Source organism: Paenibacillus sp. SER-28, from assembly GCF_052906305.1.
Genome location: NZ_JBRECM010000006.1, coordinates 168503 through 193522, shown reverse-complemented (window position 1 = coordinate 193522; position 25020 = coordinate 168503). Strand labels below are relative to the sequence as shown.

Here is a 25020-nt window from a genome sequence, read left to right as displayed (position 1 = left end):
TTCTAAAAATCACTATATTACTGTTCATCACGATTGCCGTTTGTTAAATATAACATACTTGCAGGTCTTCTTCTAAAAAAGATAAAAATGAAATGTATTGGACATGCCAGAAGGCATCATCCGCCTCAGTTGGTTGCCGCGGAAAGGCTTCGTAAATCCCTCCAGATCTCGGGGTAGATAAACCGTATTTTGTAAGGGGATTTACAGAAAATCTGCACGTGCTGGTGTAAATGCATCTAGCAGAATACCGCCATCCTCCAGTGGGATACAGCCATGAAGAGTATCGGATGGAAAATGGATGCTGTCTCCTTCTTTGACGGTCTGGACTTCCTTGGTTTCGCCATTATCGATCATGAACTTAAAACTTCCCTTTATTACATAAGTGACTTGCTCATGGACATGCTTATGCAATAGGATCTCCCCTGTTTGGGCTTTAGCAAACATCACTTTGACATACATAAGCTGGTCGCTGTGGGCCAGCACTTTCCGGGTGGTATTACTGTCAACGATGTCAATTTGAATATCTTGTTCGTTAAAAAACATGGATAATTCCTCCTCTTTTTAAGCACAAATGATTTAGATAAGTTATTTTGAAAAAACTCATAAATCGATTTAGTTTAAAACCAGCGGAAAATAAGCCAAAGTACTCCGGAAAGGGTAGTAAAGTCGGGATCGGCGAACGTTACCCCTTCGGCACCCAAAAAAGAAAAGAGCGGCAAGGTGAGAGCCGGCAGCAGACAGAGCAAGAATCCATTAAGACAACTGGAAATAACAGCTCCTCTGAAACCACCGCTGGAATTGCCGAATATCGCGGCTGCACCACCAGCAAGGAAGCAGGCCATGATCCCCGGCACAATGACAGGCAATCCGATAAACGGGAAAAGAAAGACGCAGGCAACGCCTGTGAAGAAGCTGACCAAGAAGCCTACCAACGCGGAATTGGGTGATTTATCGAACAGTACCAGAACATCCACACCAGGGATTGCTCCAGGTGCGAACACTTGGGAGAAGCCTTTGAAAGCGGGTACAATTTCAGTTGTGAACAGTTTAACACCTGCTTTTGCGATATACAAGCCGGCAGCAAAAATAGCTGACTGTTCGAGGATAAAGACGATATATTCTTTCCCATCCGATAATTTGCTGACATAATCAGAACCAGCAACCAGTCCAGATACCAGTAAAAGCACAAGCATCGTCAAGGTCGTTGCAACATTGGGGTCGCGCAAAAAACTGATGCGGTCATTAATTTTCACATTTTCGGTGTCATTTTCACGGTTGCCAAAAACTTTCCCTAAATAGGTACCTAGAATGTAAGAGGTCATGGAAGCATGAGCAATCGTATATTCATCCGATTTAATAATGTTTTTGCTGGCATTCCGGAGGAGGTAAGGAAACACCGCCATATAGCTCCCAATTACCAAAGAACCGACGATGATCGTAGTCAGCGAACTGAGACCCAGACCTTTCATAACGGCTGTAGCGGCAAAGCTCATAAACAAAATCAAGTGAAGAGACAAATAAATGTACTTGAACTTGGTCAGGCGTGCAAGCACGATGTTAAGGATCATGGAAAAGAGCAGAATGAGCGCAGCATCCGCCCCGATCTGATCAATGGTCAGTGCCATAATGGCTTCATTGCTGGGTACGACACCTTTAAGGTTGAACGCATAAGAAAAAATTTGGCTGAAGTTAGTGAGAACGCCACCTAAAATGCCGCCGCCGACCTTGATCATGGTGAAGCCCATAAAAGAAAGGGTAGTTCCCGTAATAATTTCTGATACTTTCTTTCTCTGGAATATAAGGCCGAGTAATGTCACAATCGCGATAATGATGGATGGCTCCCTGATAATGCTCATAAACATTTCCATAGTGATCTCCGACTTTCTTTTATTTATTTTCCATTCTTACTAAATCGATTTAGTAATACACGAAAAAAATTTCCCTTCCGGGAATGTAAAAAGAAGCAGAATCATTTTTGTGAATTAAATCACAACTAACTCCATACATTATTCGTCTAAGCTCCATTCCTCCCCTCTCTTCAATCGCAACATCACTAAAATCAGGACATACATAAATGAAAGGGTATTCATGACTCGAATCATAAGACCATTATAGCTCTTTATTTTCTTTTTACAATAGAATTCATAAAAACGTTTTCAAAAAGATAAAAAGGACTTATTCAATTATTCAGTTCAGTTTTTGGACAGATTCTCTGTGGTTAATGACCGGATTCATTCGGATGATTTCTGACAGTTCCTCATGATCCTGTTCTTTTTGATCAATTTTCTCCAGCAGTAGCCGGGCACTTCTTTTCCCCATTTCAAAACTCGGCTGGGAAACGGTGGTGATCGGCGGGTTATAAAAAGACGCAAAGGATACATCATCTATGCCAATCAAGGAAAAATCATTAGGTATGGTCAGATGATTATTTTTTGCATAAATCAGCACCTGCTCCAAAATCATGTCATTCGTAGCAATAATTGCAGTGGGCGGATTCTCCATGTGGAATAGTTGTCCAATCAGATTGGGCATTTCATCCAACCTGCCGCTTTTGATGTAGTTTTCATTCACTGGGATGTCATGTTTGCCCAACGTATTTCGATAACCTGACAGTCGCTCACTTCGTGTAGTGATCGCTTTTTTGCCTAAGGGGAACGTGATAATCCCAATGTTGTTATGACCATGCTCAATGAGTGCTTCAACCGCAAGCTCGCTGGCCTTTTCATTATTCAATAGCACCGTATCTACGCTGATTTCATCGATTTTCCGGTCCACAAACACGAAAGGATAGCCATTCTTGACAAGGGAAACATATAATTTCTTGTTCTCTTCCGTCGGGAAAATGATAAGTCCATCCACTTGCCGAGCAATCATCGACTGGACATACTTTTTCTCTTTGAGCGAATCATCATCGGTATTGCAGACAATGACCTGGACATTTTCCAGTTGGCATTCATCTTCAATGGCACGCACGACTTCTGTAGTAAATCTCGATAAAATGGTTGAAGAAATAACTCCCACAATGAAGGTCTTCTTCTGCTTGAGACTACGTGCCACCTCATTGGGTATATAACTGAGATCCTCAATCGCTTGCTCGATCTTCTTCTTGGTGTTTTCACTCATATAGTTGTATCTCTTTTGTAGAAACTGCGAAACTGTACTCTTCGACACCCCGGCACGTTCTGCCACTTCCTTCATCGTTGTTACCATAATTACCCTCCTTTCTTTTTCTGCATGTCAGGCGTGTTATTTTATCAAATATATATTCTGCAACCTGTATGTAAAGTGAATTTCACTTTATTATATACCTTCTTTTACAGCAGGAAAATATAATAAATAAAGAGTTAGAGCGAGCCATCAGCCCATAAACAACCGCTCCCACAAAAGCTGGACACTTAGCTTAACCATCCGTTGTTACGAATCTATTGAATCCGAACGAAATCTTAGAAATATACGAATTTTATGAACTTGTTTGATGGAAGATTTGAACATAAAATAAAAATGTAATCGGTTACAATTTCTATTAAATAAAGGAGGAAGCAGAATTATGAAGAAAAAAGGAATGAAAAAAACATTTTTCGTCATTGCCTCCCTCGTAATGGGCTTCACACTGTATAGCTATACTCCCACTTCAGTAGATGCAGCTAGTGTGAAAGGATATTATCACACCCAAGGAAACAAGATTGTAGACGAATCCGGGAAAGAAGCGGCATTTAACGGTCTGAACTGGTTCGGTCTGGAAACTCCTAATTACACCTTGCACGGACTGTGGAGCCGCTCAATGGACGACATGCTAGATCAGGTGAAGAAAGAAGGCTACAATCTGATTCGTCTGCCTTACAGCAATCAGTTATTCGATTCCAGTTCCCGTCCAGACAGTATTGATTATCACAAAAACCCTGATTTGGTCGGATTAACTCCGATTCAAATTATGGACAAGCTGATCGAAAAAGCTGGACAACGCGGTATTCAGATTATCCTTGACCGTCACCGTCCAAGCTCAGGTGGGCAATCCGAGCTGTGGTACACATCCCAGTACCCTGAGTCTCGCTGGATTAGCGACTGGAAAATGTTGGCTGATCGTTATAAAAACAACCCTACCGTCATTGGTGCGGATTTACACAATGAGCCACACGGTCAAGCAAGCTGGGGCACAGGCAATGCCTCCACAGACTGGCGTCTGGCGGCACAACGTGCAGGGAATGCGATTCTGTCCGTGAATCCGAATTGGCTGATTCTCGTAGAAGGTGTAGACCACAATGTACAAGGCAACAATAGCCAATACTGGTGGGGTGGCAACCTGACAGGTGTAGCCAACTATCCTGTCGTTCTGGACGTACCGAACCGTGTCGTATATTCTCCACATGATTACGGCCCTGGTGTGTCTTCGCAGCCATGGTTCAACGATCCGGCCTTCCCGTCCAACTTGCCAGCGATCTGGGATCAAACCTGGGGCTACATCAGTAAGCAAAACATAGCTCCGGTACTGGTCGGTGAATTCGGCGGTCGTAATGTTGATTTGTCTTCTTCTGAGGGGAAATGGCAAAATGCACTCGTAGACTATATTGGTGCCAACAACCTGTACTTTACGTACTGGTCCCTGAATCCGAATAGCGGTGACACAGGCGGTCTGCTGCTGGATGACTGGACTACCTGGAATCGTCCGAAGCAAGATATGCTGAGTCGAATTATGAAGCCTGTTGTTTTCGTAGCCGAACAAGCGAAAGCGACCGCCGAATAGGCCTGTCGCCTGCTCCACGGGTATATGACAACGGCCCATCCTTTGGGCATTTGACACAGGACAGGCTGCCCATGTTTTTGCTGATTATCGTGAGTGAGTAACTACGTAGTATACTCTCATTGTAAAAGCCGCTTTCCCTCCTTTAGGATCAGGTCATGCCAGACCTATGGAGGGGTGAAAAGCGGTTTTTTTAGGTAAACTTACATAAACGTATAACAGATATTGAAGATTGACAATGAGCTATTTACTAAATTATCATTACCTTTTAATGTATTTCATAATGAAGAGGTGGTGCTCAAAAATGTTTGGAATTGTAAATTATGAAGTATTTTTGCTTACTGGAATCCTCCTAAATCTAATTCCTGGTGCAGACACAATGTATATAATTGGGAAAAGCATTGCCCAGGGGAGAAAAGCCGGTGTGTATTCTGTTTTCGGTATCATTAGTGGTTCTTTGATCCATACGTTGTTAGTTGCTTTTGGTTTATCAATTATACTTACAAAGTCAATTATCGTGTTCAACATGATTAAAATAATTGGAGTTATTTATTTAGTTTATCTAGGGGTTAGAATGCTATTAGATAAAACAAATGCAAGTTTTAGAGCATCTGAATCCAATAAACAACACAGCAACAGAAAAACATATTTACAAGGGATGTTGACCAGTCTTACGAATCCCAAGGTTTCTTTGTTTTTCATTGCCTTTCTTCCACAATTTATTGATACAAAGGCTTCTGGTCCCATTCCATTTATCATTTTAGGACTTACATTTTCGTTCACCGGATTATTATGGTGCTTGTTTATTGCCTATTTTTCCTCTTACATTACCCAAAAAATAAAAGTCAACCAAAGGATTGGCAGCTATTTAAACAAAATAACCGGGATTATCTTCATTGGATTAGGATTAAATCTACTTCGAGCAAAGGCTCCTCAATAAACTTGATTAATTGTTCACAGTGTTCCACTAACAGGAACATTTTTGAATTCATCATATGACCACCTACATAGCTAAATGGTGGTCATATTTTTTTTCAAAAATCGACACAATAAAAATAAATAGCAAACTAAGCTTTTTTTCCCTTTTTTGACACATACCTTCCAGTTTTACACATTGTAAATCCCACAATGAATGGGTCATTTTGTAAACTAAATCTCTCTTTTAACCGATAAATACATATGTTGGATTTAAATTTAGGAAGGAAGATTTCATGTGATTATTTGGAAGGGTTTCGGTATTTTAAACATCGTTATTCCAGGGATTTTATTTGTTATTGTCGGGAGTTTAGTATCCGCTCTAGGGCTTGACTCCATAGATTCCCGGCTACCGATGGCTTTTGTGTTCATTGTGTCGGGGGTTATTATCTGGTACTTGGGAAAAGCGCTTAACGCCGACTCGGACAAAGTGCTAGTTGATATGGAAACGGGGCAACGTTATCGAATGGGAACCCAGCACAGTCTGTTTTTTATCCCTATGCATTATTGGGGCCCTGCCGGTCTAGCGATCGGATTTATTTTAATCGTTGCATCAATATTTATATAACGTTGATTGCAAACATGAGCGATTCCAAACACCGCAATGCGGGCCAGTTGCTCCCATTGCGGTGTTTTTTCTTTTTGAAGGTCAATTATGATCAGATACCACCATGGTTTACCTGTAGCCAATGGATTTGGGGCAGGCAGGCGAAAACCTAGCTCATGCTTCGTCCCAGCTGCTCCACCTTGCTCAGCCAATCGTTGCGCTGCTGATCCGATAATTTATTCATGAGATCAATCGCAGTAGAATGCACTGGTTTGACACCACATAGATGCAGCGTGGAATCCTTCATCATTCGATGCCCAGGCTGTCCCTGGAAAAATCGGTAGTACCAGTGTGGACCGTCCATCGTTGTAATGAGGCGGGCCGTTCTTCCTTTTAGAAGCTTGTCAGGCAGGGGTTTTCCTTTTTGATACTTAAACGCAAATCCCGGCATAAAGGTACGGTCAATGAATCCTTTCATTAATGCAGGCAAGCTGCCCCACCAGATCGGAAAGACAAAAACGAGATGTTCTGCCCATTTAATCGACTCCTGTGCTTGAATCAAATCAGGCTCCAGCGGCAATTTATTACGATATCCACCTAATAGATTTGGATTAAAATCAAGCTCGGATAGCTGCAACAAACGAACCTCTGCCCCTGCAGCCTTCGCTCCTTTTACATAGGATTGAGCCAACGCTTCTCCATAACTGCCAGCGACAGGATTCCCTTGAATTACCAATATTTTTTTAGACATATAAACCATTCCTACCTTCATATTATGTTTTTAGTTAGAAAACACTAACTTTATATTTAAAAAGAAAAGGTCACTACTGACCTTTACTTAATAAAGCAGTTAAACGTTGTTTGACCTCTGTTGCAAATGGGACCAACTGCTGTGGAAGTTCACCTTCCAGGCTGGACACGGACAAGCGTGTAATAGCTCCAATGATGAGCACACCGGATAGCTGAGCATCCTGCTTCGGCAGTTCACCTTGTTGAATCCCCTGTTCGATGAATTCAGTCAACGCCTCCAGCGGCTGACGGACATTTTGGCTCTGGCTTGCTTCAACATACAGCTCATGATGCTGTGATAGTAGAAGCAAACCATACTGGTCCTCATCATGCATATTCAGCACTTCATCCACCAGTTGATGGAAACGACTAACGAAGCTCCCACTCTGCTTGCGATAGAAGTCAATTAATGTGGTGTAGCTATTGCAATATTGCCCGAATACTTCCAAAGCCATCGCATCTTTACTCTTAAAATGCTTATAAATCGCGGCATCCGTCACACCGGCAGCCTCTCCAATTTCTTTAACCGAAATCCCGTCAATTCCTTTGGTTGCAAATAAGCACATCGCTGCCTGCAGAATATCTTTCTTTTTGCTGTCTACATGTGTTTTCTTGTTCATAAACTTATAGTAAGTGATAACTAACCAAAATGCAAATTATTTTTATGGAGGCTCATTCCGTCTTTATATCTTCATTTAAAATAAATTGAATTCAACCTAATATACCATGTTTTTATAATAGATTAATTATAAACACCTTAAATTATACGTGTATCACCACATTTTATTCATATAAAATAGATATGTAACCGAATAAAAAAAGCAACCGATTGGCATACGCTGCATTATGGCGCTCGGGCGCTAGGACAGGTGGGACTAATTATGCTTGAAGTGCACGCAGTCACCCAGCAGGGAAAAAACTCAGGCAGCCTTGGCCTATGAAGCGACGAGCACATTTCCCCGCTGCAAAAAAGTCGTGCAAGCCATCCATGACCAAGGCTCCAAAGCCAGTCTTCAGCTTTGGCATGTCGGACGCAAAGGCTCGTTGCCCCAAGAAACAGCTGTATCTGCCTCCGGGTTGCCTCACCGCAAGCAGTATCATCCACTGGATCGCACACTAAATTGGACAATTTCCACAATAATAGGTGTGCCGGAGAGAATTGCCTCTCCTTCCTTAAGGCGAATCGTCAGCGATGAAGGTGTTAGGCTATACAATGTGCTTTCTTGTATCATGCCATTAATGTATAGATTGGCGTAACTGTTGCTTCCGACATTAAAACGCTGAAAGGCCTCCTGTACACCATCTACAGAAAATTGATCTGCCATAATCGTGATTGAAGATTCAATTGTAGCAGGTGCAAAATAAAAATACCGCTCAGCCGTAGGAACAATTTCAATATTTGAAATGTCAGCTGCCGGGCCGGTTGGGCCTGTTATACCTTGGGCTCCAGTAGGGCCCGCTATGCCCTGTGCTCCAGTAGGGCCAGGTACTCCTGTTGCACCTGAACTACCTTGGACTCCAGCCGGACCTGGCACTCCTGGCGCTCCCCGTGTTCCTGCTGGACCCTGTATCCCTGGTATTCCTTGGGCTCCCGGTGTTCCCGCAGTTCCCGGTATGCCTTGCGCTCCTGCTAAACCTGGAATGCCTTGTACTCCTGTCAAACCAGTTTCACCCTGTAACCCTGTCAAACCGGGAATGCCTTGTGCTCCTGCCGAACCCGGAACACCTCGCTTTCCTGTCTGGCCCATTCTTTTCCTCCGCTTGACAGGAGTATTTCTACACCGTCGTTGCATGATTAGTTTTCTATGCTTTTTGGCATGGAACCCCGTTTTTGTTCTACCTTTGAATGAATAACTTGTTTTACACTTTTTACGTTTGTTGATCTTGCAATGTACGGTTCTCTTTCCTTGCCTTCTTAGTGATGAATCGCGTCTCCTCATACCAGCCGTATACACCTCCTTCTCACATGCTTATTTATGTATTGTATGCATATCCCCCTTTAGGGTTTTAGGCATCTGTAGCATGCCGATCCCAAGTATCCGCTTCCATCTATATTTGTAGTAAAATAGGGCCGTCTCCATTCACCCTATTATTAATAGAAAGGTTCATATGCCGTTTCCAAATAGGTTGAAAAATCATTTATTGATTAAGAGCTATCGATAGCTCATTACCAGTAAAGAAAGGAGATGAGAACTATGCCCATCATAAAACCTGTATATATAGCAGTAGCTACTGCTCCCGTAGCAACTGGTGGTGCCATAAGCACGACTGTAACCCCAGCCGTGACTCGTTTTTTTGCAACAATTACAGCCGGGATGATCGGAGCAACAACAACAACTATTCCTGCTGCAAGCTTCGTAGATGACGCCGACGCTCCAGTAGTTGCTTTACCAACATTAACGGCTACTGATTCTGCTAATTATTATATTAATGGAGTTATTCAGCAGAGCTCCTTATTCACCCTGACCACGGCAAGTCTGGTCATTGCCTCTGTAGATATTACACCAGGTGTCCCCGCTGTCATAGAAATATCTGATTTTAGCGGCACAACCTCCACCATATCAACTCAGCCCACCATCTCTGCCCCTACCGTAACGATTATCACTTAAGACGTTTCATCCTTTTGATTCAAGATGGACTGAACGGTCATTCACGCTGTACATTACCCCATATAAGCTAGAAAAGACCGATTCAGATGTCGATATCTGAATCGGTCTTTTAGTTCAAGATGATTATATAATCGTTTTTAAATGACTGGGTACTGTATGATTAAGGCAAAATAGCAAAGGAGCGCACCGGAAATCCGGGAGAATCCTGAATGCTCGGAACGATATTATATATGACCGCGCCCGTCGGAGGTACCTTGTCCAAGTTCGTCAGCACCTCAACTTGATACCGATCCTGCTCCAATATGTAATATTCCCCTACCAGCTTGCCAGCTTTGCGATAAGCTACAGAGGAATCAGTATCTAGTGTTTCATGTCCAATGGCAGCCACATTCCGTTCCTCTACCAAGAAGCGTAGCGCTTCCAGCGACCAGCCTGGGCAGTGTGCATCTCCGGCGTCATCATTGTTCGAGAAGGCGTCTGAATCAGGCCAACGCTTGCTCCAATCACTGCGAAAGGCAACAAAGGACTGATCTGCAATGCGTCCATGCTCTTTCTCAAAGTCCAAAATATCCGCAACCGTTAGTTCATAGTCGGAATTGGCTGCAACGGCTGCTGAACGGTCTATAACAACTAGCGGCAAAACCAGCTCCTTCAACGAAAGCTCATGCAAGTAACGTTTGCCCTTCACAAAATGAACGGGTGCGTCAATATGAGTCCCATACTGCCCTGGAAAGCAGTATTGTTTTACAAAAAAGCCATCATCGTGGGTAAACAGGGTATCCACCTGAACATTATCGAATACGGGAAAATGAGGGATTTCAGGATAAAAAGCGTGGGACAAATCTACCCACTCTTTTTGCTTCAACAACTTCAAGATATCTGCTAAATGCTCTGCCATGATGCCCATTCCTCCTCAACTTTATTACAAGCCATTTTACCTGAGGATTCTTCAAAAATCTATAAATCGATCTGCTAAACTAATATAGATTGCAATCGTTAACATTTTGCTAAAAACACAAAAACAATTCCATATATTCATATATACATTTCCTATTCCGTGTGATTGTTAACGTTTTCATTATTACATATACGTATTGATTGGAAAAAGAAGGGGACTATTGAATTATATAAAAAATTCGACAAAAATTTTAGTATGTAACTTTTATTATATTAACAAATACTGGAATGCGAAGTATGATAGAAAATGTAGAAACCACAGGAGCACCCGGGACTCCCTTCGTTCATCTACTCCATTAATCCAATATACGGAGGTATTTTATGAAAAAGAGATTTTCACTCGGAATCGCAGCAGCTCTACTGTTCACTACTCTGGCTCCTATAGGTGCACCTGCTCATGCAGCCAGCGATATTGGCAAGGAGACGCTCGGCAGCAAAAACGGATGGGCAGCCTTTTCTACAGGCACAACAGGTGGAGCTGCGGCGACTACCTCCAATATTTTCACCGTAACGAATCGCAAACAACTTGTCGATGCCTTAGGCAAAAGCAGCAACACAGCGCCTAAAATCATTTATGTCAAAGGCACGATCAATGCCAACGTCGATGACAATAATAAACCGTTAGGATTGGACGACTACAAGGACCCTAAATATAATTTTGACGCCTACCTCAAAGCGTATGACCCGTCCACATGGGGGAAAAAGGCTCCGTCTGGCACATTGGAAAAGGCACGCGAAGCTTCACAAAAAAATCAAGCCAGTCGTGTCGTCATTGATATTCCGTCCAATACAACCATTGTCGGGCTGGGTAGCGACGCCGTCATTAACGGCGCTAACCTCCAGCTAAAAAAAGGGACAGACAACGTCATTATCCGTAATATTGAGTTCCAGGATGCCTATGATTATTTCCCTCAGTGGGACCCAACGGACGGCAGCACAGGCAACTGGAATTCGGAATATGACAGCATTACAATTAACGGCGCCACACATGTATGGGTAGACCACAATACCTTCAATGATGGATCTCACCCCGATAGCCAAAACGGTACGTTTTACGGTCAAGAATACCAGCATCATGATGGACTTCTTGATGTGATTAACCAAGGCGATCTGGTTACGGCTTCTTACAATCACTTTTACGATCATGATAAATCGTCGATTATTGGCAACAGCGACAGCAAAACAGCAGATGAAGGAGCTTTACGTGTAACCTTGCATCACAACTATTATGAAAACACGGTACAACGTACACCACGCGTGCGGTATGGACAAGTCCATCTGTACAACAATTACTATACAGGTGATGTAAAACGCTCCGAATATCCTTCACTGTATATATGGGGCGCAGGTAAATCCTCCAAAATCTTCGCCGAAAACAATGTCATTGACGTTGCCGGTTTATCTGCAGCTAAAATCGTGACTGTCTTTGGAGGAACTGCCCTGTCAGATACGGGCACAATCCTGAATGGACAAGCTGTTAACGCAGGCACCAGCGCGGGTCTTAGCTCCTCTGTAGGCTGGAAACCATCGCTGAACGATAAAATTTCCCCATCCGCCAGTGTGAAGGCAGAAGTCACTTCCCAAGCTGGTTCCGGTAAGCTGTAAACACTGCCTGCTAACACAAATAACCACAGGCGCATACAACCTGCAATTTTACACCAAAAAAGGCTGTTTCCTCCGTAGAATGATTCCACACGGAGAGAACAGCCCTTTTTATTTCTCATTGGTTTAATTACAAATTATAACACGCATTAACTGCCGTATTGTTCTACCAAAACCGGCTTTTCAAATGCATTATCCAGCTTGCGAAGTTTAGCCTTTACCGCTTCTGGTGGCTCAACCGCAGGCGCATCTGGATGCAGCAACCATGATTTCACAAAGTGCGTATCAGATAATTGAAAGAGTGGAGGCTCTTTCTCAAAGTCAATTTTCATAGCATAAGAACTGCGGGCTGCAAAAGCATCCCCTACAGGTGGGTGAAGCAGATCCGGAGGTGTTCCCGGAATAGCTGCCAGCTTCTGACCATGGCTGTCCAAACTTGGCATAGAAGCGAGAAGGCCCCATGTATATGGATGTTTCGGGTTGTAGAAAATTTCATTAACCGTACCTGTTTCCACGATTTGTCCTGCATACATAACGGCAACGCGATCAGCCATCTTAGCCACAACACCGAGGTCATGCGTAATAAAGATGATGGAAGTATTGATCTTTTTCTGAAGATCCTTCATCAGCTCCAAAATTTGAGCTTGAATCGTTACGTCCAACGCAGTCGTCGGCTCATCGGCAATCAGAAGTTTCGGATTAGCAGCCAATGCCATCGCAATGACGACACGTTGACGCATACCGCCACTAAATTCATGCGGATATTGGTTAAAACGCTGTTCAGGATGTGGAATACCTACCAGATTCAGCAGCTCAATACCCCGCTTGTGAGCAGCATCCTTGGATATTTTTTCATGCTTGAAAAGCACTTCCGTGATCTGCTTGCCGACTTTCATCGTCGGGTTAAGCGAAGTCATGGGGTCCTGAGAAATCAGGCCAATTTCCTTACCACGAATTTTTTGCATCTGCTTTTCCGTTTTATTAATCAGCTCTTGTCCGTCAAACATAATTTGACCCTTTTGATAGATGCCCGGAGGGGTCGGAATCAACTTCATAACAGCTTGTGAGGTTACGCTTTTGCCTGAGCCGGATTCGCCCACAATCGCCAGCGTCTCTCCTTTATTGACATGAAAGTTTACGCCACGAATGGCCTGCACTAGTCCCTGACGGGTCTTGAAAGATATCGTTAAGTCCTTCACTTCCAAAAGGCGGTTCATCTCATCACTCTTTCATTTATTATTCATCACTATTATTGACCACTATCTAAAAAAACGACGTCCAAGAGTCAAGGTATATACGATTAATTTTACTCAGTTTAGTACCTACCAGTCAAGCTATATCTAAAATATCACCAAAAACCTCTCATACTATGTTAGATAAATGGGATATTAGGCCGAAAAAACGATCATTTTTAACCATTTCTGTACTCATTTATAACATGTGCTGGATATAGCTGAAGCGTGCTCCACCCAATGGCGAACGTGTGCAGAGTAGTTCTCCATTCAACCGGGTAGCAATTTGACGACAAATAGCCAATCCAAGACCTGTGACACCATTCGAGCCCGCATAGAATCTTCCGAACACCTCGGCTGCCTCTTGTTCGGTCAGCCCTTCCCCATCATCATCCACATGCATAACCCATACAACCTCCGGTGTTGTCCCTGTCTCCAAATGAATGACAACCTCCGTAGAGGTGTGCCGAACTGCATTTTGCAACAAATTCAACATCATACGGAACAATTGCTCGGCCGGAACGGCCACATGCAGGCCCTCTCCCTCCACTCGAAGCGAGATAGAACGTTCAGCAGCCACCGGCATCAATAGATGAACAGCATCCTCCGCCATGCTTCTTAGATCAATTAGAGATACAGGCCATTCTTCATTCAACGCTTCCAGCCTCGATAACTGGAGCAGCTTTTCCACCATGTCAATTAACCGCTGGGACTGCACTTTGATGATACTCAGCCCCTCGTCCTGGGATACCACTTGATCCTGAATGGCATATACATAGCCTTGAATGGACATTAACGGTGTCCTTAGCTCGTGAGATACATTTTGTAGAAATTCAATTTGACCCTGGTGGTGCTGCTGAATACGGGCGGACATGGAATGAAAGGTACCGATCAGCTCGCCAATCTCACTTTTATCCGCTTGCGGAAAATCACTATCCTGTGGCTGATTTGGCTCATAGTTGCCTACCGCCTCTTTCAATCGTTTGAGTGGACGCACCAGACGTGAGACAACCATCAGACCAATGACGAGAATCACCAAAAAACCCGCGATGATAGACAGTAATGTGGTTCTCATTAACGGTACATACAGTGCTCTTAAAGAAGATAAGGGTGAGTATACAAAAATACGAAAAGGCTGTCCGGGCAATTCTTCATTCGTAAACAGTACCTTTTTACCTTGAAGCACAGCTACCCCTTCATGTGTAGCGGTCAGATCTTGGGGAGACGGATGAACCGATGCGAAAAATCCCTGGCGGATCAAAAGCAAACGCTCGATCTTTTTGCCTTCCATTCCAGAGACGCTTGAGTCGATGATGCGGTTATCCGTGCTTAAAATAAAGTAATCGGCAGATAAAAGCACGCCCTTGATAACATAGTTCAATTCAGCATTATCCAGTCGATCAAAGCCTCCGTCGCTCATAATATGGACGGCTTTGCGCGCCTGCTCATGGAGCTTGGATTTAGCCTGATTCACCAGAATGTCGTCGATAAGCCTGATGAATAAAACGACCGTAATACAGACGGTAATAAGCATGGCGATGGACAGGGAAAGCAGTATTTTAGCTCTCATCGTACGCATGGTTATAACTCCTGAACCGTTGCTTTATAGCCGAAACCCCATACGGTGTTAATGACGAGCGTAGAGTGATATTCAGCTAACTTTTTACGAATCCGTTTGACCAGATCATCCACAACCCTCACATCACCTATAAAATCATAGCTCCACACCTGCTGAATCAGATGTTCTCTGCCAAAAGGTCTCTCCAGATGATTCGCAAGAAACAGCAGCAGGTCGAATTCACGTGAGGTCAAATTTAGCTCTTGTCCGTCCACTGTGACTTTACGAAAGTCAGCAAAAATACACAGATTGCCCGCATGGCAAAGATCTGCGCTTCCTGCCGCTTGTCTATCGTCCGATGCAGACATTCCGGCCTTGCTCAGTCTCAGCATCGCTTTAACCCTTCCTACCAACTCTCTTGGATTAAAGGGCTTGGTCAAAAAATCGCTGCATCCCAGCTCCAGCCCGTGAATACGGTCGTTTTCTTCTCCACGGGCAGAGATCATAATGATCGGCATTTCTGTAAAATCACGAAGCTGAGTCAGTAGAGAAAGCCCATCAATGCCAGGCATCATAATATCAAGAACGAGACAATCCGGACGGTTCGTACGGATATGCTCTACCAGTGTTTTACCACTGGAAAAGGAAGTGACCTCGTAGGATTCTTTTTTCAAATATTCAGATATTAATTGCAAAATGAACACATCGTCATCCACTACTACTATTTTTGTCATGGCCTTAACCCCTTGCCGTTGTTCTGGATGCTTCCATCCTCTCTTTAAGCTTAACAGAAGCCCAGCAGAATAGACAAAAGACGGGTATACCGTTCCCGGTCCCGTCTTTCTTATCATGAATCGCTGCTGTATATGCCAGGCGAGCTGAAAGCTAATTACACATCAATCTTATTTCTTGGTTGTTACTACTTTAGCAGCTGTTTTTGGCGCTTTTTTCACTGTTTTTGCTGGGACTGCTTTTTTAACTGGAGCTTTGTGGGTCACTTTTTTAGCTACGGCATGATGTGCACGAGTTTTATGAGTTGTTGCTTTGTGTTTAACAACATTATGTTTTTTTGCATGATGTTTAACTGTACGGTGCTGCACTTTCACTGCTTTTGTTTTGTGGCTTGCCACTTTTTTCGCAACGGATTTTTTGGCAGGGGCTTTCTTCGCTTTGGTTGTTGTTTTATGAGTTGTTGCAGCTTTTTTAACGGGTGCTTTCACCACAGGTGTTTTCGTCACAGGTGCTTTCACCGGTGTTTTGGTAGCCGGAGCCGTAACCGCAGGAGCTTTGATCGCTGGTGCAGTGCTCGCTGGAGTCGTTGTTGCTGTAGCAGCGAATGCACTGCTTGCCCCTCCCAGTACGCTTACTACGGTCAACACGGCTGCTGCATTTTTAGTCCATTTTTTCATGATTGAATCACCTCTCCTTTAAAGTATCTTTAGCTTATCAGGAGAATTCGGGATAATTGTGGAGCAAATGTGTGAAAAGTATATGAAATAGCGTGCAGACTCATGTATTTAGAAAATACATGAGTCTGCACGCTATGAGTTCTACAATAACCATCTTCACTAGCCAATAGCGATCCAGGAAATAATACCATAGTTATGCGCGGTTTCGTTCCACTTGGTTACGACGATCACTGCTCCATTCGGCGTCTGAGATTTCAGCGTCGCATGAAAGAGAGGGTGGTTCGTCATCGCTACCAAAGTGTAGTCTGGGTTTACAAAAGGCTCCCCGAATACAATGGTCACTTCCGTCTCTCCTTCACTACCTTTCAAAAGAAACGGCGCTCTGCCAAACTGCTGCAATGCGGGCTGATTCGCACAAGTACGAACCGGAGTGATGCTCAAATGCTCCGGCTTCACTGCGTTCAGTTCCAGCTCACGTGAACCTACAGAGCCTTCCACCAGATGATGACCTTCAATGCTCTGCTCTGCCACATGATGGCTTTGTACCGCAGCAGCCTGCAGATGCTCTGGTCCCACAGCTTCCGAGCTCAGTACCTCGCTGTCGACGGCCTGAGCTTGCAGATGGCTGCGAGATATACTGTTTGCCTGAAGTCTGTCGCCACTGACACCTTCCTCTGGCAAAAGTCCGGAGAGATGAATATCTGTGGACAGCTGAGCCAGTGTCACCGAGCCCGGCTTTAGGTGATGCGAATCAATAACTTCCTCTCCAATGTGGTGGCTTTCAATAGCTTCCTCAGCCACATGGCGGGATTGTATCGTTCCATCTGCAAGCTTGCTGGACGTCACCGCACCTTCCTGTATAGCATCCTCAGCTACCGCCTGCCAGCCTACATGCTGTGGCTGAATTGCCCCTGCTTGCAGATGTTCCGACTGGATTGAATCCAGCGCGATATGCCTGGACTGCACCACGCCCTCTGCCAGTGCGGACCCTTGGATCGCCCCATCGGCCAAATGCTGAGCGTGTACGGCATGCTCCGTCAAATGCACGGAGTTTACGCTGGCTTCTGCCAGATTCGAAGCACGCACCGCCCGAAGCGCAAGCTTCTCAGCGTTCACGCTGCCTGCCTGGAGCGCGTGAACCGATACACTCCCGGGGGCAATGTGCCGGGTCATCACTGCCGAAGCCTCCAAATGGGCAGAGGTGACAGATTCAGGAGCCAGATGGCTCGACTGGACGGCCTCTTCTGCCAAATGATTGGCTTGCACCGCTTCGTCCGTAATATGCCACGGCTGAACCGAATGAGGAGATATTTTGGCAGCAGTCACGCCATCATCCGCCAGTTTATCGGACGTAACGGACTCATTCTGCAAAGCATCGGTCGATATTGCTTGTGAGGCGATATGCACACCCTGAATGGTTCCAAGGTGCAGGTGGTGCGGCTGAATCGACTCCGGTGCGATATGCACGGACTTCACTGCCCCCTCTGCCAGCGCTCTGTCCTGTACTGCGCCAGGTGCCAAGTGCCGGGGGTGTACGGCATGCTCAGACAACTGTGAAGGGCCGACGCTTCCTTCCGCGAGATTCGTCGCTTGCACCGAGCGTGCCGCCAGCTTTTCCGAGGTGACGCTTTCTGCTTGAAGCGCACGACCTGACACACTGTCCTGGGCTAGATGTCTCGCAAATACCGAGGAAGCCTGTAAATGATCAGAGGTGACGGATTCAGGTGCCAGATGGCTCGACTGGATGGACTCTTCTGCCAAGTGATTGGCTTGCACCGCTTCGTCTGTAATGTGCCATGGCTGGACTGAGTGGGCAGACAGCTTGGCGGCAGTCACGCCCTCATCCGCCAATTTGTCGGACGTAACGGATTCATCCTGCAAAGCATCGGTCGATATCGCCTGTGAGGCGATATGCACACCCTGAATGGTTCCCATTTGCAGATGATGCGACTGGATGGACTCCGGTGCGATATGCACGGACTTTACTACCCCTTCTGCCAGCGCTCTGTCCTGTACTGCGCCAGGTGCCAAATGTCGGGGGTGTACGGCATGCTCAGACAACTGTGAAGGGCCGACGCTTCCTTCCGCGAGATTCGTCGCTTGCACCGAGCGTGCCGCCAGCTTTTCCGAGGTGACGCTTTCTGCTTGAAGTGCACGACCTGACACACTGTCCGGGGCCAGATGGCTCGCAAACACCGAGGAAGCCTGTAAATGGGCAGAGCTGACGGATTCCCGGGCCAAATGGTTGGACTGGATGGACTCTTCTGCCAAATGATTGGCTTGCACTGCTTCGTCTGTAATGTGCCATGACTGGACTGAGTGGGCAGACAGCTTGGCGGCAGTCACGCCCTCATCCGTCAATTTGTCAGACGTAACGGACTCATCCTGCAAAGCATCGGTCGATATCGCCTGTGAGGCGATATGCACACCCTGAATGGTTCCCATTTGCAGATGATGCGACTGGATGGACTCCGGTGCGATATGCACGGATTTCACTGCCCCTTCTGCCAGCGCTCTGTCCTGTACTGCGCCGGGTGCCAAATGTCGGGGGTGTATCGCCTGCGCGGACAGATGTGAAGGGCCTATGCTGCTTTCCGCGAGATTTATCGCTCGTACCGAGTGTACCGCCAGTTTTTCCGAGGTGACGCTTTCTGCTTGAATCGCACTACTGGATACGCTATCCGGGGCCAGATGGTTCGCAAGCACCGTCGAAGCCTGCAAATGGACAGAGCTGACGGATTCCCGGGCCAAATGGTTGGACTGGACAGCCTCTTCTGCCAAATGATTGGCTTGCACTGCTTCGTCTGTAATGTGCCACGGCTGGACCGATTGGGCAGACAGCTTGGCGGCAGTCACGCTCTCATCCGCCAGTTTGTCGAACGTAACGGACTCACCCTGCAAAGCATCCGTCGATATGGACTGTGATGCGATATGTTCTCGCTGAATGGTTCCCATTTGTAAATGATGCGGCTGGATGGACTCCGGTGCGATGTGCACAGATTTCACCGCCCCATCTGCCAACACTCTGTCCTGTACTGCGCCTGTTGCCAAGTGCCGGGTGTGTATCGCTTGCGTAGACAGATGTGGAGGGCCGACACTGCCTTCCGCGAGATTCGTCGCTTGCACCGAGTGTGCCGCCAGCTTTTCCGAGGTGATGCTTTCTGCTTGAATCGCACTACTGGATACGCTATCCGGGGCCAGATGGCTCGCAAGCACCGCCGAAGCCTGCAAATGAGCAGATCTGACGGATTCCTGGGCCAGATGGTTGGACTGGACAGCTTCTTCTGACAAATGTTTGGCTTGCACCGCTTCGTCTGTAATGTGCCACGGCTGAACCGATTGGGCAGACAACTTGGCGGCAGTCACACCCTCATCCGCCAGTTTGTCGGACGTAACAGACTCATCCTGCAAAGCATCGGTCGATATGGACTGTGACGCGATGTGCTCTCCCTGAATGGTTCCAATCTGCAGATGATGTGGCTGGATGGATTCCGGTGCGATGTGCACGGACTTCACTGCCCCCTCTGCCAGTGCTCTATCCTGTACTGCTCCAGCTGCCAGATGCCGAGTGTGTACCGACTGCGCAGAAAGATGTGAAGGGCCTATGCAGCCTTCCGCGAGGTTCATTCCTTGTACCGAGCGCGCTGCCAGCTTTTCCGAGGTGACACTTTCCGCTTGAAGCGCACGACCTGACACACTATCCGGGGCCAAATGTCTCGTGAGCACCGAGGAAGCCTGTATATGCACCGAAGTGACCGCTCCTGCAGCCAGATGTGCCGAATCCACGGCCGCCACAGCCAAATGGTTGCTTTGTACAGCTTCGTCCATAATATGTCCGGACTGCACGGCATGGGCAGACAGTTTGGTGGGAGTTACGCTTCCCTCCGACAGTTTGGCAGAGGTGACCGATTCATCCTGTAAGGCCGGAGTCGCTATAGCTTGCAATGCAATATGCTCTCCCTGAATGACCCCGCTTTGCAAGTGCTCTGATTGGATGGATTCTGCTGCAAGATGCTCAGACTTCACAGCATTCTGGGCTAATATCGTGTCCTCTACTGCTCCTGCTGCCAAGTGCCTGGTTTGTACGGCCTGTGCTGCCAAATGTCCGGGTCCCACGCTGTTTTCCGCCAGGTTGGAAGCCTGCACAGCCCTAGCCGCTAACTTCTCAGAAGTGACACTTTCCGACTGAAGGGCATGGCCGGACACACTATCCGGGGCGAGATGTTTGGTTTGGATCGAAGCAGACTGCAAATGGTTAGAGGTGACGGATTCCGGAGCGAGATGATTCGCCTCCACTGCCTCAACAGCCAGATGGTTGCTCAGCACCGCTTTATCTGTAATATGCCATGGCTGCACAGAACGAGCAGACAGCTTAGAGGAAGTGACACTACCCTCAGCTAACTTAGGCGCAGTAATCGCCAAATCATTAATTTTATCCGTAGCCACACTTTCCGGCGATAGTTTCAACGAAGTAACGGCATGGTCTTGCAAATGGTGAGAGTACACCGCTCCGTTTGCCAAATGCGCGGTTTGAACAGCGCCTTCACCTAGTATGTCTGCGGTAACGGACTGTTCTTGCAAGGCCGCGGTTCCGACACTGTCTTCCCCAAGATGTTTGCTCTGTACAGAGCTCTGGGCCAGATGGGTCGAATCAACCGATTGAGCCTTTAACGCCTTTCCGCCCACACTGTTTTCGGCAAGGTGGTTTTCACGGATTACTCCCGTTGCAATGTGTACGTGGGTAATGGCTTGAGAGGCAATCTTATTTCCGGTTACCGCTCCTGTGCCAATTTTAGGTTCCGTCACTGCTTCGTCAGCGATTTTGTCAGACTTAATCGCGCTCGAAGCAATGTGATTTTCCTTGACAGCCTGATTCGCCACATGGTGTTCCAGCACTGCTCCCTTCCCTAATTTCTCGCTTGTCACAGCCCCGGAATGCAAATGTTGCTCCGTAACCGCCTCTGGTGCAATATGATCTTTCCGAATAATTTCGGATTGAAGATGCACGGAAGAGACTGCCTCCGGAGAGATCTGAGGCCCTTGTATGGCTGCTGTTGCAATATGTCTGGTAAGTACTGCCTCATCGGCAATTTTGTGTGGGAGAATGCTCTGATCCGATATTTTGGATGAAGTGACGGATTGATCAACAATTTGCAATGAGCCTACAGACTGATCTGCCAGTTTATTGGACTGAATACTCCGATCCGCGATATGTCGGGCTGTTACTTGGCCTGTTCCAAGCTGTTCTTCTCCGATGGAGCCAGGACTCAGATGCTTTCTTTCAATCGCTCCAGCCTGAATGTGCGCACTGGTCACTGCCTCAGACTCCAGATGACGTCCGCTGACAACACCTTCCTCCAATTGTTCCTTGCCCACAATTCCATTGGATAGCTGCTTGCGATTAATCGAACCGGGGGCCAGATGCCTTGCATGAACGGCATGCTCGGTCAGGTGTGCACTCTCAATGCTGCCAGCTTGGATTTTAGCTCCATCCACAGCCCCATCCCGCAGTTTGGAAGTGGTCACAGATTGATCGCCCAGCTTGGAGCTATCAACAGCTTCATTAGCCAAATTGTTCGACTGAATCGTACCACTGCGAATTTTATCAGAGGTAACCGACTGATCTTGAAGCATATCTGAAGACACAATCCATTGCTTGAAGTGACGGCTCTCAATGGAGCCATTCGCAATATGATCGCCGCTGATAATCTTATCAGCCAGCTTCTCAGGAGTGATGCTGCCATCTCGAAGTTTTTCACCACCGATGGAGCGATCCTGCAATTTACTGCCTGACACCGATGCGTCCGACAGATGTTCCACCGTAATGGAGTCTGGGGCAATCTTCGAAGAAGTCACAGCACCGTCGGCTATTTTAATCGTTTGAACGGCATAATCCGCCAGAGATTCCGTGTGGATGCTCTCTTGTTTCAGTTTGCTGAAATCTATGGAAGCGGGAGCGATCTTCTCACCCGTCACAGCGAAATCGCTCAAATCGTCTGTATAGATGAAAGCATTGTTTACATGCGGGGCTTTCTTATTGCTCAAAATTTCCTCCACATCAATTGGATCAGGTTCTGGCTCTGGCTCCGGCTCCGGCTCTGGTTCTGGTTCTAGCTCTTGGGGTTCCTCCATCGACACTTGAGTCTCCTCTGCATCCGCACCTTCAACCTCTGTCTCATGCGAAGCCTCGACTTCAGGTTCGACAACAGTCTGTAGCTCCGGCTCCTCTTTGGTTGGGGGAGGCGGAGAAGCAACTTGATGAAGTCTTGCTTCTGTCTCCCTCTCCGCAGGCTGTGGCTTCACGCGCTGTATCATACTTAATTCATTCATATCCGGGTCAATTACACTATAGAGCGGCTTTTTGTTTCTTATGGTTTTGCGGCTCTTATTCTTCAAGCAGCTCTCTCCCTTCTCGTATTTATCGTTACAGCATCATATGCAGGCCCTTAGGCACTTGCCACCCCGTGCAAGGATACACTTTTGGGTAAAAAGGTTACTTACTGAAATCCACGTTTGAAAAAAAATAGTTAAAAGTTAAAATAGTAAGGGTGAAGATCGCTACAAGAAGAGAGGAATTACAATAACATGATTATCAAACCAAGAACACGTGGCTTTATCTGCACCACTGCTCATCCGGTGGGCTGTGCCCAACATGTTCAGGAGCAAATTGACTATGTACAGGCCCGTCCTGCTATCCAGGGCCCCCGTAATGTACTTGTGATCGGGGCATCTGCCGGATATGGGTTGGCTTCTCGCATTACTGCCGCCTTCGGTGCGCGTGCCAACACAATTGGTGTATATCGCCCTAGTAACGCTACGGCAACACGTACAGCATCGGCAGGCTGGTACAATTCTGCTGCATTTGAAAAAGCTGCTCAGGAAGCTGGGCTTAAATCCTTAAGCGTGACAGGCGATGCCTTCTCGGATGAGGTCAAAGCCAAAACGGTGGAAGCCATTCGCGAAGAACTGGGACAAGTCGATCTGGTGGTTTACAGTGTCGCTTCAGGTCGCCGTACAAATCCCCGCACAGGCGAAACGTTTAATTCCGTACTCAAACCTATTGGTAAGCCTTACACAAACAAGACCGTTAACTTCCACACCGGGGAAGTCAGCAGCGTGACGCTCGAACCCGCAACAGAAGAAGAGGTACAAGGAACTGTAGAGGTTATGGGTGGTGAGGACTGGAAATTGTGGATTGACGCCTTGCGTGAAGGCGGTGTATTGGCTGATACTGCAACGACCTTCTCCTTTTCGTATATTGGTTCAGATATTACGCAAGCCATCTACAGAGAAGGCAGTATCGGAAGTGCAAAGGATCATCTGGAGGAGACAGCACATCAGCTGAACGATCAGCTGAAAGTTACAGGCGGACGCGCCTTCGTCGCAGTCACCAAAGGACTCGTTACCCAATCTAGCTCCGCTATCCCTGTCGTTCCTCTGTATATTTCTGCTTTATATAAGGTAATGAAGGAAAAAGAGCTGCATGAAGGGTGCGTAGAACAGAGCTACCGCCTGTTTGCTGAGCGTCTGTACGCACCAGAAACTCCTGTAGATGAAGAAGGACGTATTCGTATTGATGATTGGGAACTACGTGAAGACGTGCAGGCAGAAGTTGCAAAAATATGGGAGGCGCTGACGACCAACAATATCTACGAATTGTCCGATCTTGAAGGATATCGTCGCGAATTTTTCCAACTGTTTGGCTTTGAGTTCGAGGATGTAGACTATGATGCTGACATTGATCCCATCGTAAATATTCCTAACGTGCGCTAAGTCTTTTAATATTGTCATTATGTTGAAAAACAAAAAAAGCTGTTCTCCAGCAGAGAAACATTTCGTTCTGCATGGAGGACAGCTTTTGTTTTTAATTAAAAGGGACACTTATGTCCGCTTTGAACTGCAAATGATGCTAACATTGCAATTTTAAATTTCATTTGATATTGTACAGGTAGGCATAGCAAAATCCCTCTTCCTAACAAGAGGGTAAACACAGTTGGACAAGTCCTACCTTGACTGACCGTGATACTATTTGCTCAGCCCATCACATCCATATAAGGAGGTGTACAACATGGCAAAAGACGTTCTGTGTGAAGTCAATTCATGTACGTACTGGGCCCAAGACAATAAATGTAGCGCTAGCTCCATTTACATCGTAAGCAACAGACCTGAAGACACTCACAAATCCGAAGAAACAGACTGCAAAACCTTCGAAGCCAAGTAAATCTTTGATTTCAAGCCTAGCTTTATAATGAAGGAGCCCATGCCCGGGTTCCTTCTTTCTTATGATATTCTAACAAGAATGATAATTATTATCAAGTCCTTTTTCGGTACAGTAAAGCGCTATTCGATTCACACAATCATTTCTCTGCTCAACGTTTGGTTGCTAAGCTCCATTCATGGAGTAGCCTCCAAAGGAATAGTCATTTCCAGGTCCTTATAATACGTTGCGGGTTGTTACGGGTGTCAATTCAACCTGCTTCACCGTATAGCTGAACGTTCCGCTCCGTTGTGTTTTTTCACGCTTCAGCAAGATTTTGTGATTGGATACATTTTGCGCAAGTATCTGATTGCTCGTGTTCAGTTTGATCTGACCATGCGCTCATT

General features: G+C 46.2%; 19 protein-coding genes. 7 read left to right on the top strand and 12 right to left on the bottom strand.

Going from position 1 to position 25020, the window contains the following annotated elements:
• Positions 1–201: 201 nt before the first annotated feature.
• The 3 genes from ACUYLD_RS16440 to ACUYLD_RS16430 form a co-directional block, all read right to left on the bottom strand.
• The gene (locus ACUYLD_RS16440; RefSeq protein WP_446675525.1) at positions 202–543 is read right to left on the bottom strand and encodes a cupin domain-containing protein; all 342 of its coding nucleotides are present in this window, start codon (positions 541–543) and stop codon (positions 202–204) included.
• A gap of 74 nt (positions 544–617) precedes the next feature.
• Entirely contained in the window at positions 618–1862 is a 1245-nt protein-coding gene (locus ACUYLD_RS16435; protein WP_226887745.1) for a PTS ascorbate transporter subunit IIC, read from the bottom strand.
• 325 nt (positions 1863–2187) lie between these two features.
• Positions 2188–3210: a substrate-binding domain-containing protein gene (locus tag ACUYLD_RS16430; RefSeq protein ID WP_061828751.1), complete on the bottom strand. Its 1023-nt coding sequence runs from the start codon at positions 3208–3210 to the stop codon at positions 2188–2190.
• Between the two features lie 337 nt (positions 3211–3547).
• Between ACUYLD_RS16430 and ACUYLD_RS16425 the strand changes: the two genes are divergently transcribed.
• The 3 genes from ACUYLD_RS16425 (at position 3548) to ACUYLD_RS16415 (ending at position 6281) form a co-directional block, all read left to right on the top strand.
• Positions 3548–4741, top strand: a complete 1194-nt coding sequence (locus ACUYLD_RS16425) for a glycoside hydrolase family 5 protein (RefSeq protein WP_446675524.1) — start codon at positions 3548–3550, stop codon at positions 4739–4741.
• A 301-nt stretch (positions 4742–5042) separates the two neighbouring features.
• A complete protein-coding gene (locus ACUYLD_RS16420) occupies positions 5043–5678 on the top strand; it encodes a LysE family translocator (protein ID WP_446675523.1) in 636 nt (211 codons plus the stop codon).
• A gap of 273 nt (positions 5679–5951) precedes the next feature.
• Complete coding sequence (locus tag ACUYLD_RS16415) at positions 5952–6281, top strand: hypothetical protein (RefSeq protein WP_061828748.1); 330 nt, start codon at positions 5952–5954, stop codon at positions 6279–6281.
• A 148-nt stretch (positions 6282–6429) separates the two neighbouring features.
• Here the strand turns inward: ACUYLD_RS16415 and ACUYLD_RS16410 are convergent, their stop codons facing one another.
• The 3 genes from ACUYLD_RS16410 to ACUYLD_RS16400 all read right to left on the bottom strand — a co-directional run bounded on the left by ACUYLD_RS16410 (position 6430) and on the right by ACUYLD_RS16400 (position 8797).
• On the bottom strand, positions 6430–7011 hold the full coding sequence (locus ACUYLD_RS16410) for an NAD(P)H-dependent oxidoreductase (RefSeq protein ID WP_103049409.1): 582 nt from the start codon (positions 7009–7011) through the stop codon (positions 6430–6432).
• Positions 7012–7084: 73 nt separating this feature from the next.
• Positions 7085–7669 carry a TetR/AcrR family transcriptional regulator gene (locus ACUYLD_RS16405; protein WP_311079312.1) on the bottom strand — a complete coding sequence of 195 codons (585 nt, stop codon included), beginning with the start codon at positions 7667–7669 and terminating at the stop codon, positions 7085–7087.
• Positions 7670–8146: 477 nt separating this feature from the next.
• A complete protein-coding gene (locus ACUYLD_RS16400) occupies positions 8147–8797 on the bottom strand; it encodes a DUF4183 domain-containing protein (RefSeq protein WP_446675522.1) in 651 nt (216 codons plus the stop codon).
• Between the two features lie 447 nt (positions 8798–9244).
• Between ACUYLD_RS16400 and ACUYLD_RS16395 the strand changes: the two genes are divergently transcribed.
• Positions 9245–9658 carry a DUF4183 domain-containing protein gene (locus tag ACUYLD_RS16395; RefSeq protein WP_446675521.1) on the top strand — a complete coding sequence of 138 codons (414 nt, stop codon included), beginning with the start codon at positions 9245–9247 and terminating at the stop codon, positions 9656–9658.
• A 160-nt stretch (positions 9659–9818) separates the two neighbouring features.
• Here ACUYLD_RS16395 and ACUYLD_RS16390 read toward each other — a convergent pair whose 3' ends face one another.
• Positions 9819–10556 carry a cyclase family protein gene (locus tag ACUYLD_RS16390; protein ID WP_250239952.1) on the bottom strand — a complete coding sequence of 246 codons (738 nt, stop codon included), beginning with the start codon at positions 10554–10556 and terminating at the stop codon, positions 9819–9821.
• A 380-nt stretch (positions 10557–10936) separates the two neighbouring features.
• On the opposite strand from ACUYLD_RS16390, the gene ACUYLD_RS16385 reads away from it, so the two are divergent.
• A complete protein-coding gene (locus ACUYLD_RS16385) occupies positions 10937–12220 on the top strand; it encodes a pectate lyase family protein (RefSeq protein ID WP_446675520.1) in 1284 nt (427 codons plus the stop codon).
• Between the two features lie 146 nt (positions 12221–12366).
• Here the strand turns inward: ACUYLD_RS16385 and ACUYLD_RS16380 are convergent, their stop codons facing one another.
• The 5 genes from ACUYLD_RS16380 to ACUYLD_RS16360 all read right to left on the bottom strand — a co-directional run bounded on the left by ACUYLD_RS16380 (position 12367) and on the right by ACUYLD_RS16360 (position 22812).
• Positions 12367–13434: an ABC transporter ATP-binding protein gene (locus ACUYLD_RS16380; protein WP_446675519.1), complete on the bottom strand. Its 1068-nt coding sequence runs from the start codon at positions 13432–13434 to the stop codon at positions 12367–12369.
• A 214-nt stretch (positions 13435–13648) separates the two neighbouring features.
• Positions 13649–15028 carry a HAMP domain-containing sensor histidine kinase gene (locus ACUYLD_RS16375; protein ID WP_446675518.1) on the bottom strand — a complete coding sequence of 460 codons (1380 nt, stop codon included), beginning with the start codon at positions 15026–15028 and terminating at the stop codon, positions 13649–13651.
• A 2-nt stretch (positions 15029–15030) separates the two neighbouring features.
• Positions 15031–15741 (bottom strand): response regulator transcription factor, encoded by a 711-nt coding sequence (locus ACUYLD_RS16370; RefSeq protein ID WP_061828739.1) that lies wholly within the window; start codon positions 15739–15741, stop codon positions 15031–15033.
• Positions 15742–15909: 168 nt separating this feature from the next.
• Complete coding sequence (locus ACUYLD_RS16365; RefSeq protein ID WP_446675517.1) at positions 15910–16416, bottom strand: hypothetical protein; 507 nt, start codon at positions 16414–16416, stop codon at positions 15910–15912.
• 159 nt (positions 16417–16575) lie between these two features.
• Positions 16576–22812, bottom strand: a complete 6237-nt coding sequence (locus ACUYLD_RS16360) for a WIAG-tail domain (RefSeq protein ID WP_446675516.1) — start codon at positions 22810–22812, stop codon at positions 16576–16578.
• Between the two features lie 189 nt (positions 22813–23001).
• On the opposite strand from ACUYLD_RS16360, the gene fabV reads away from it, so the two are divergent.
• Both fabV and ACUYLD_RS16350 read left to right on the top strand, forming a co-directional pair.
• Entirely contained in the window at positions 23002–24189 is a 1188-nt protein-coding gene (gene fabV / locus ACUYLD_RS16355; protein WP_446675515.1) for an enoyl-ACP reductase FabV, read from the top strand.
• 295 nt (positions 24190–24484) lie between these two features.
• Positions 24485–24637, top strand: a complete 153-nt coding sequence (locus ACUYLD_RS16350) for a DUF1540 domain-containing protein (RefSeq protein WP_446675514.1) — start codon at positions 24485–24487, stop codon at positions 24635–24637.
• Positions 24638–25020: the final 383 nt, after the last annotated feature.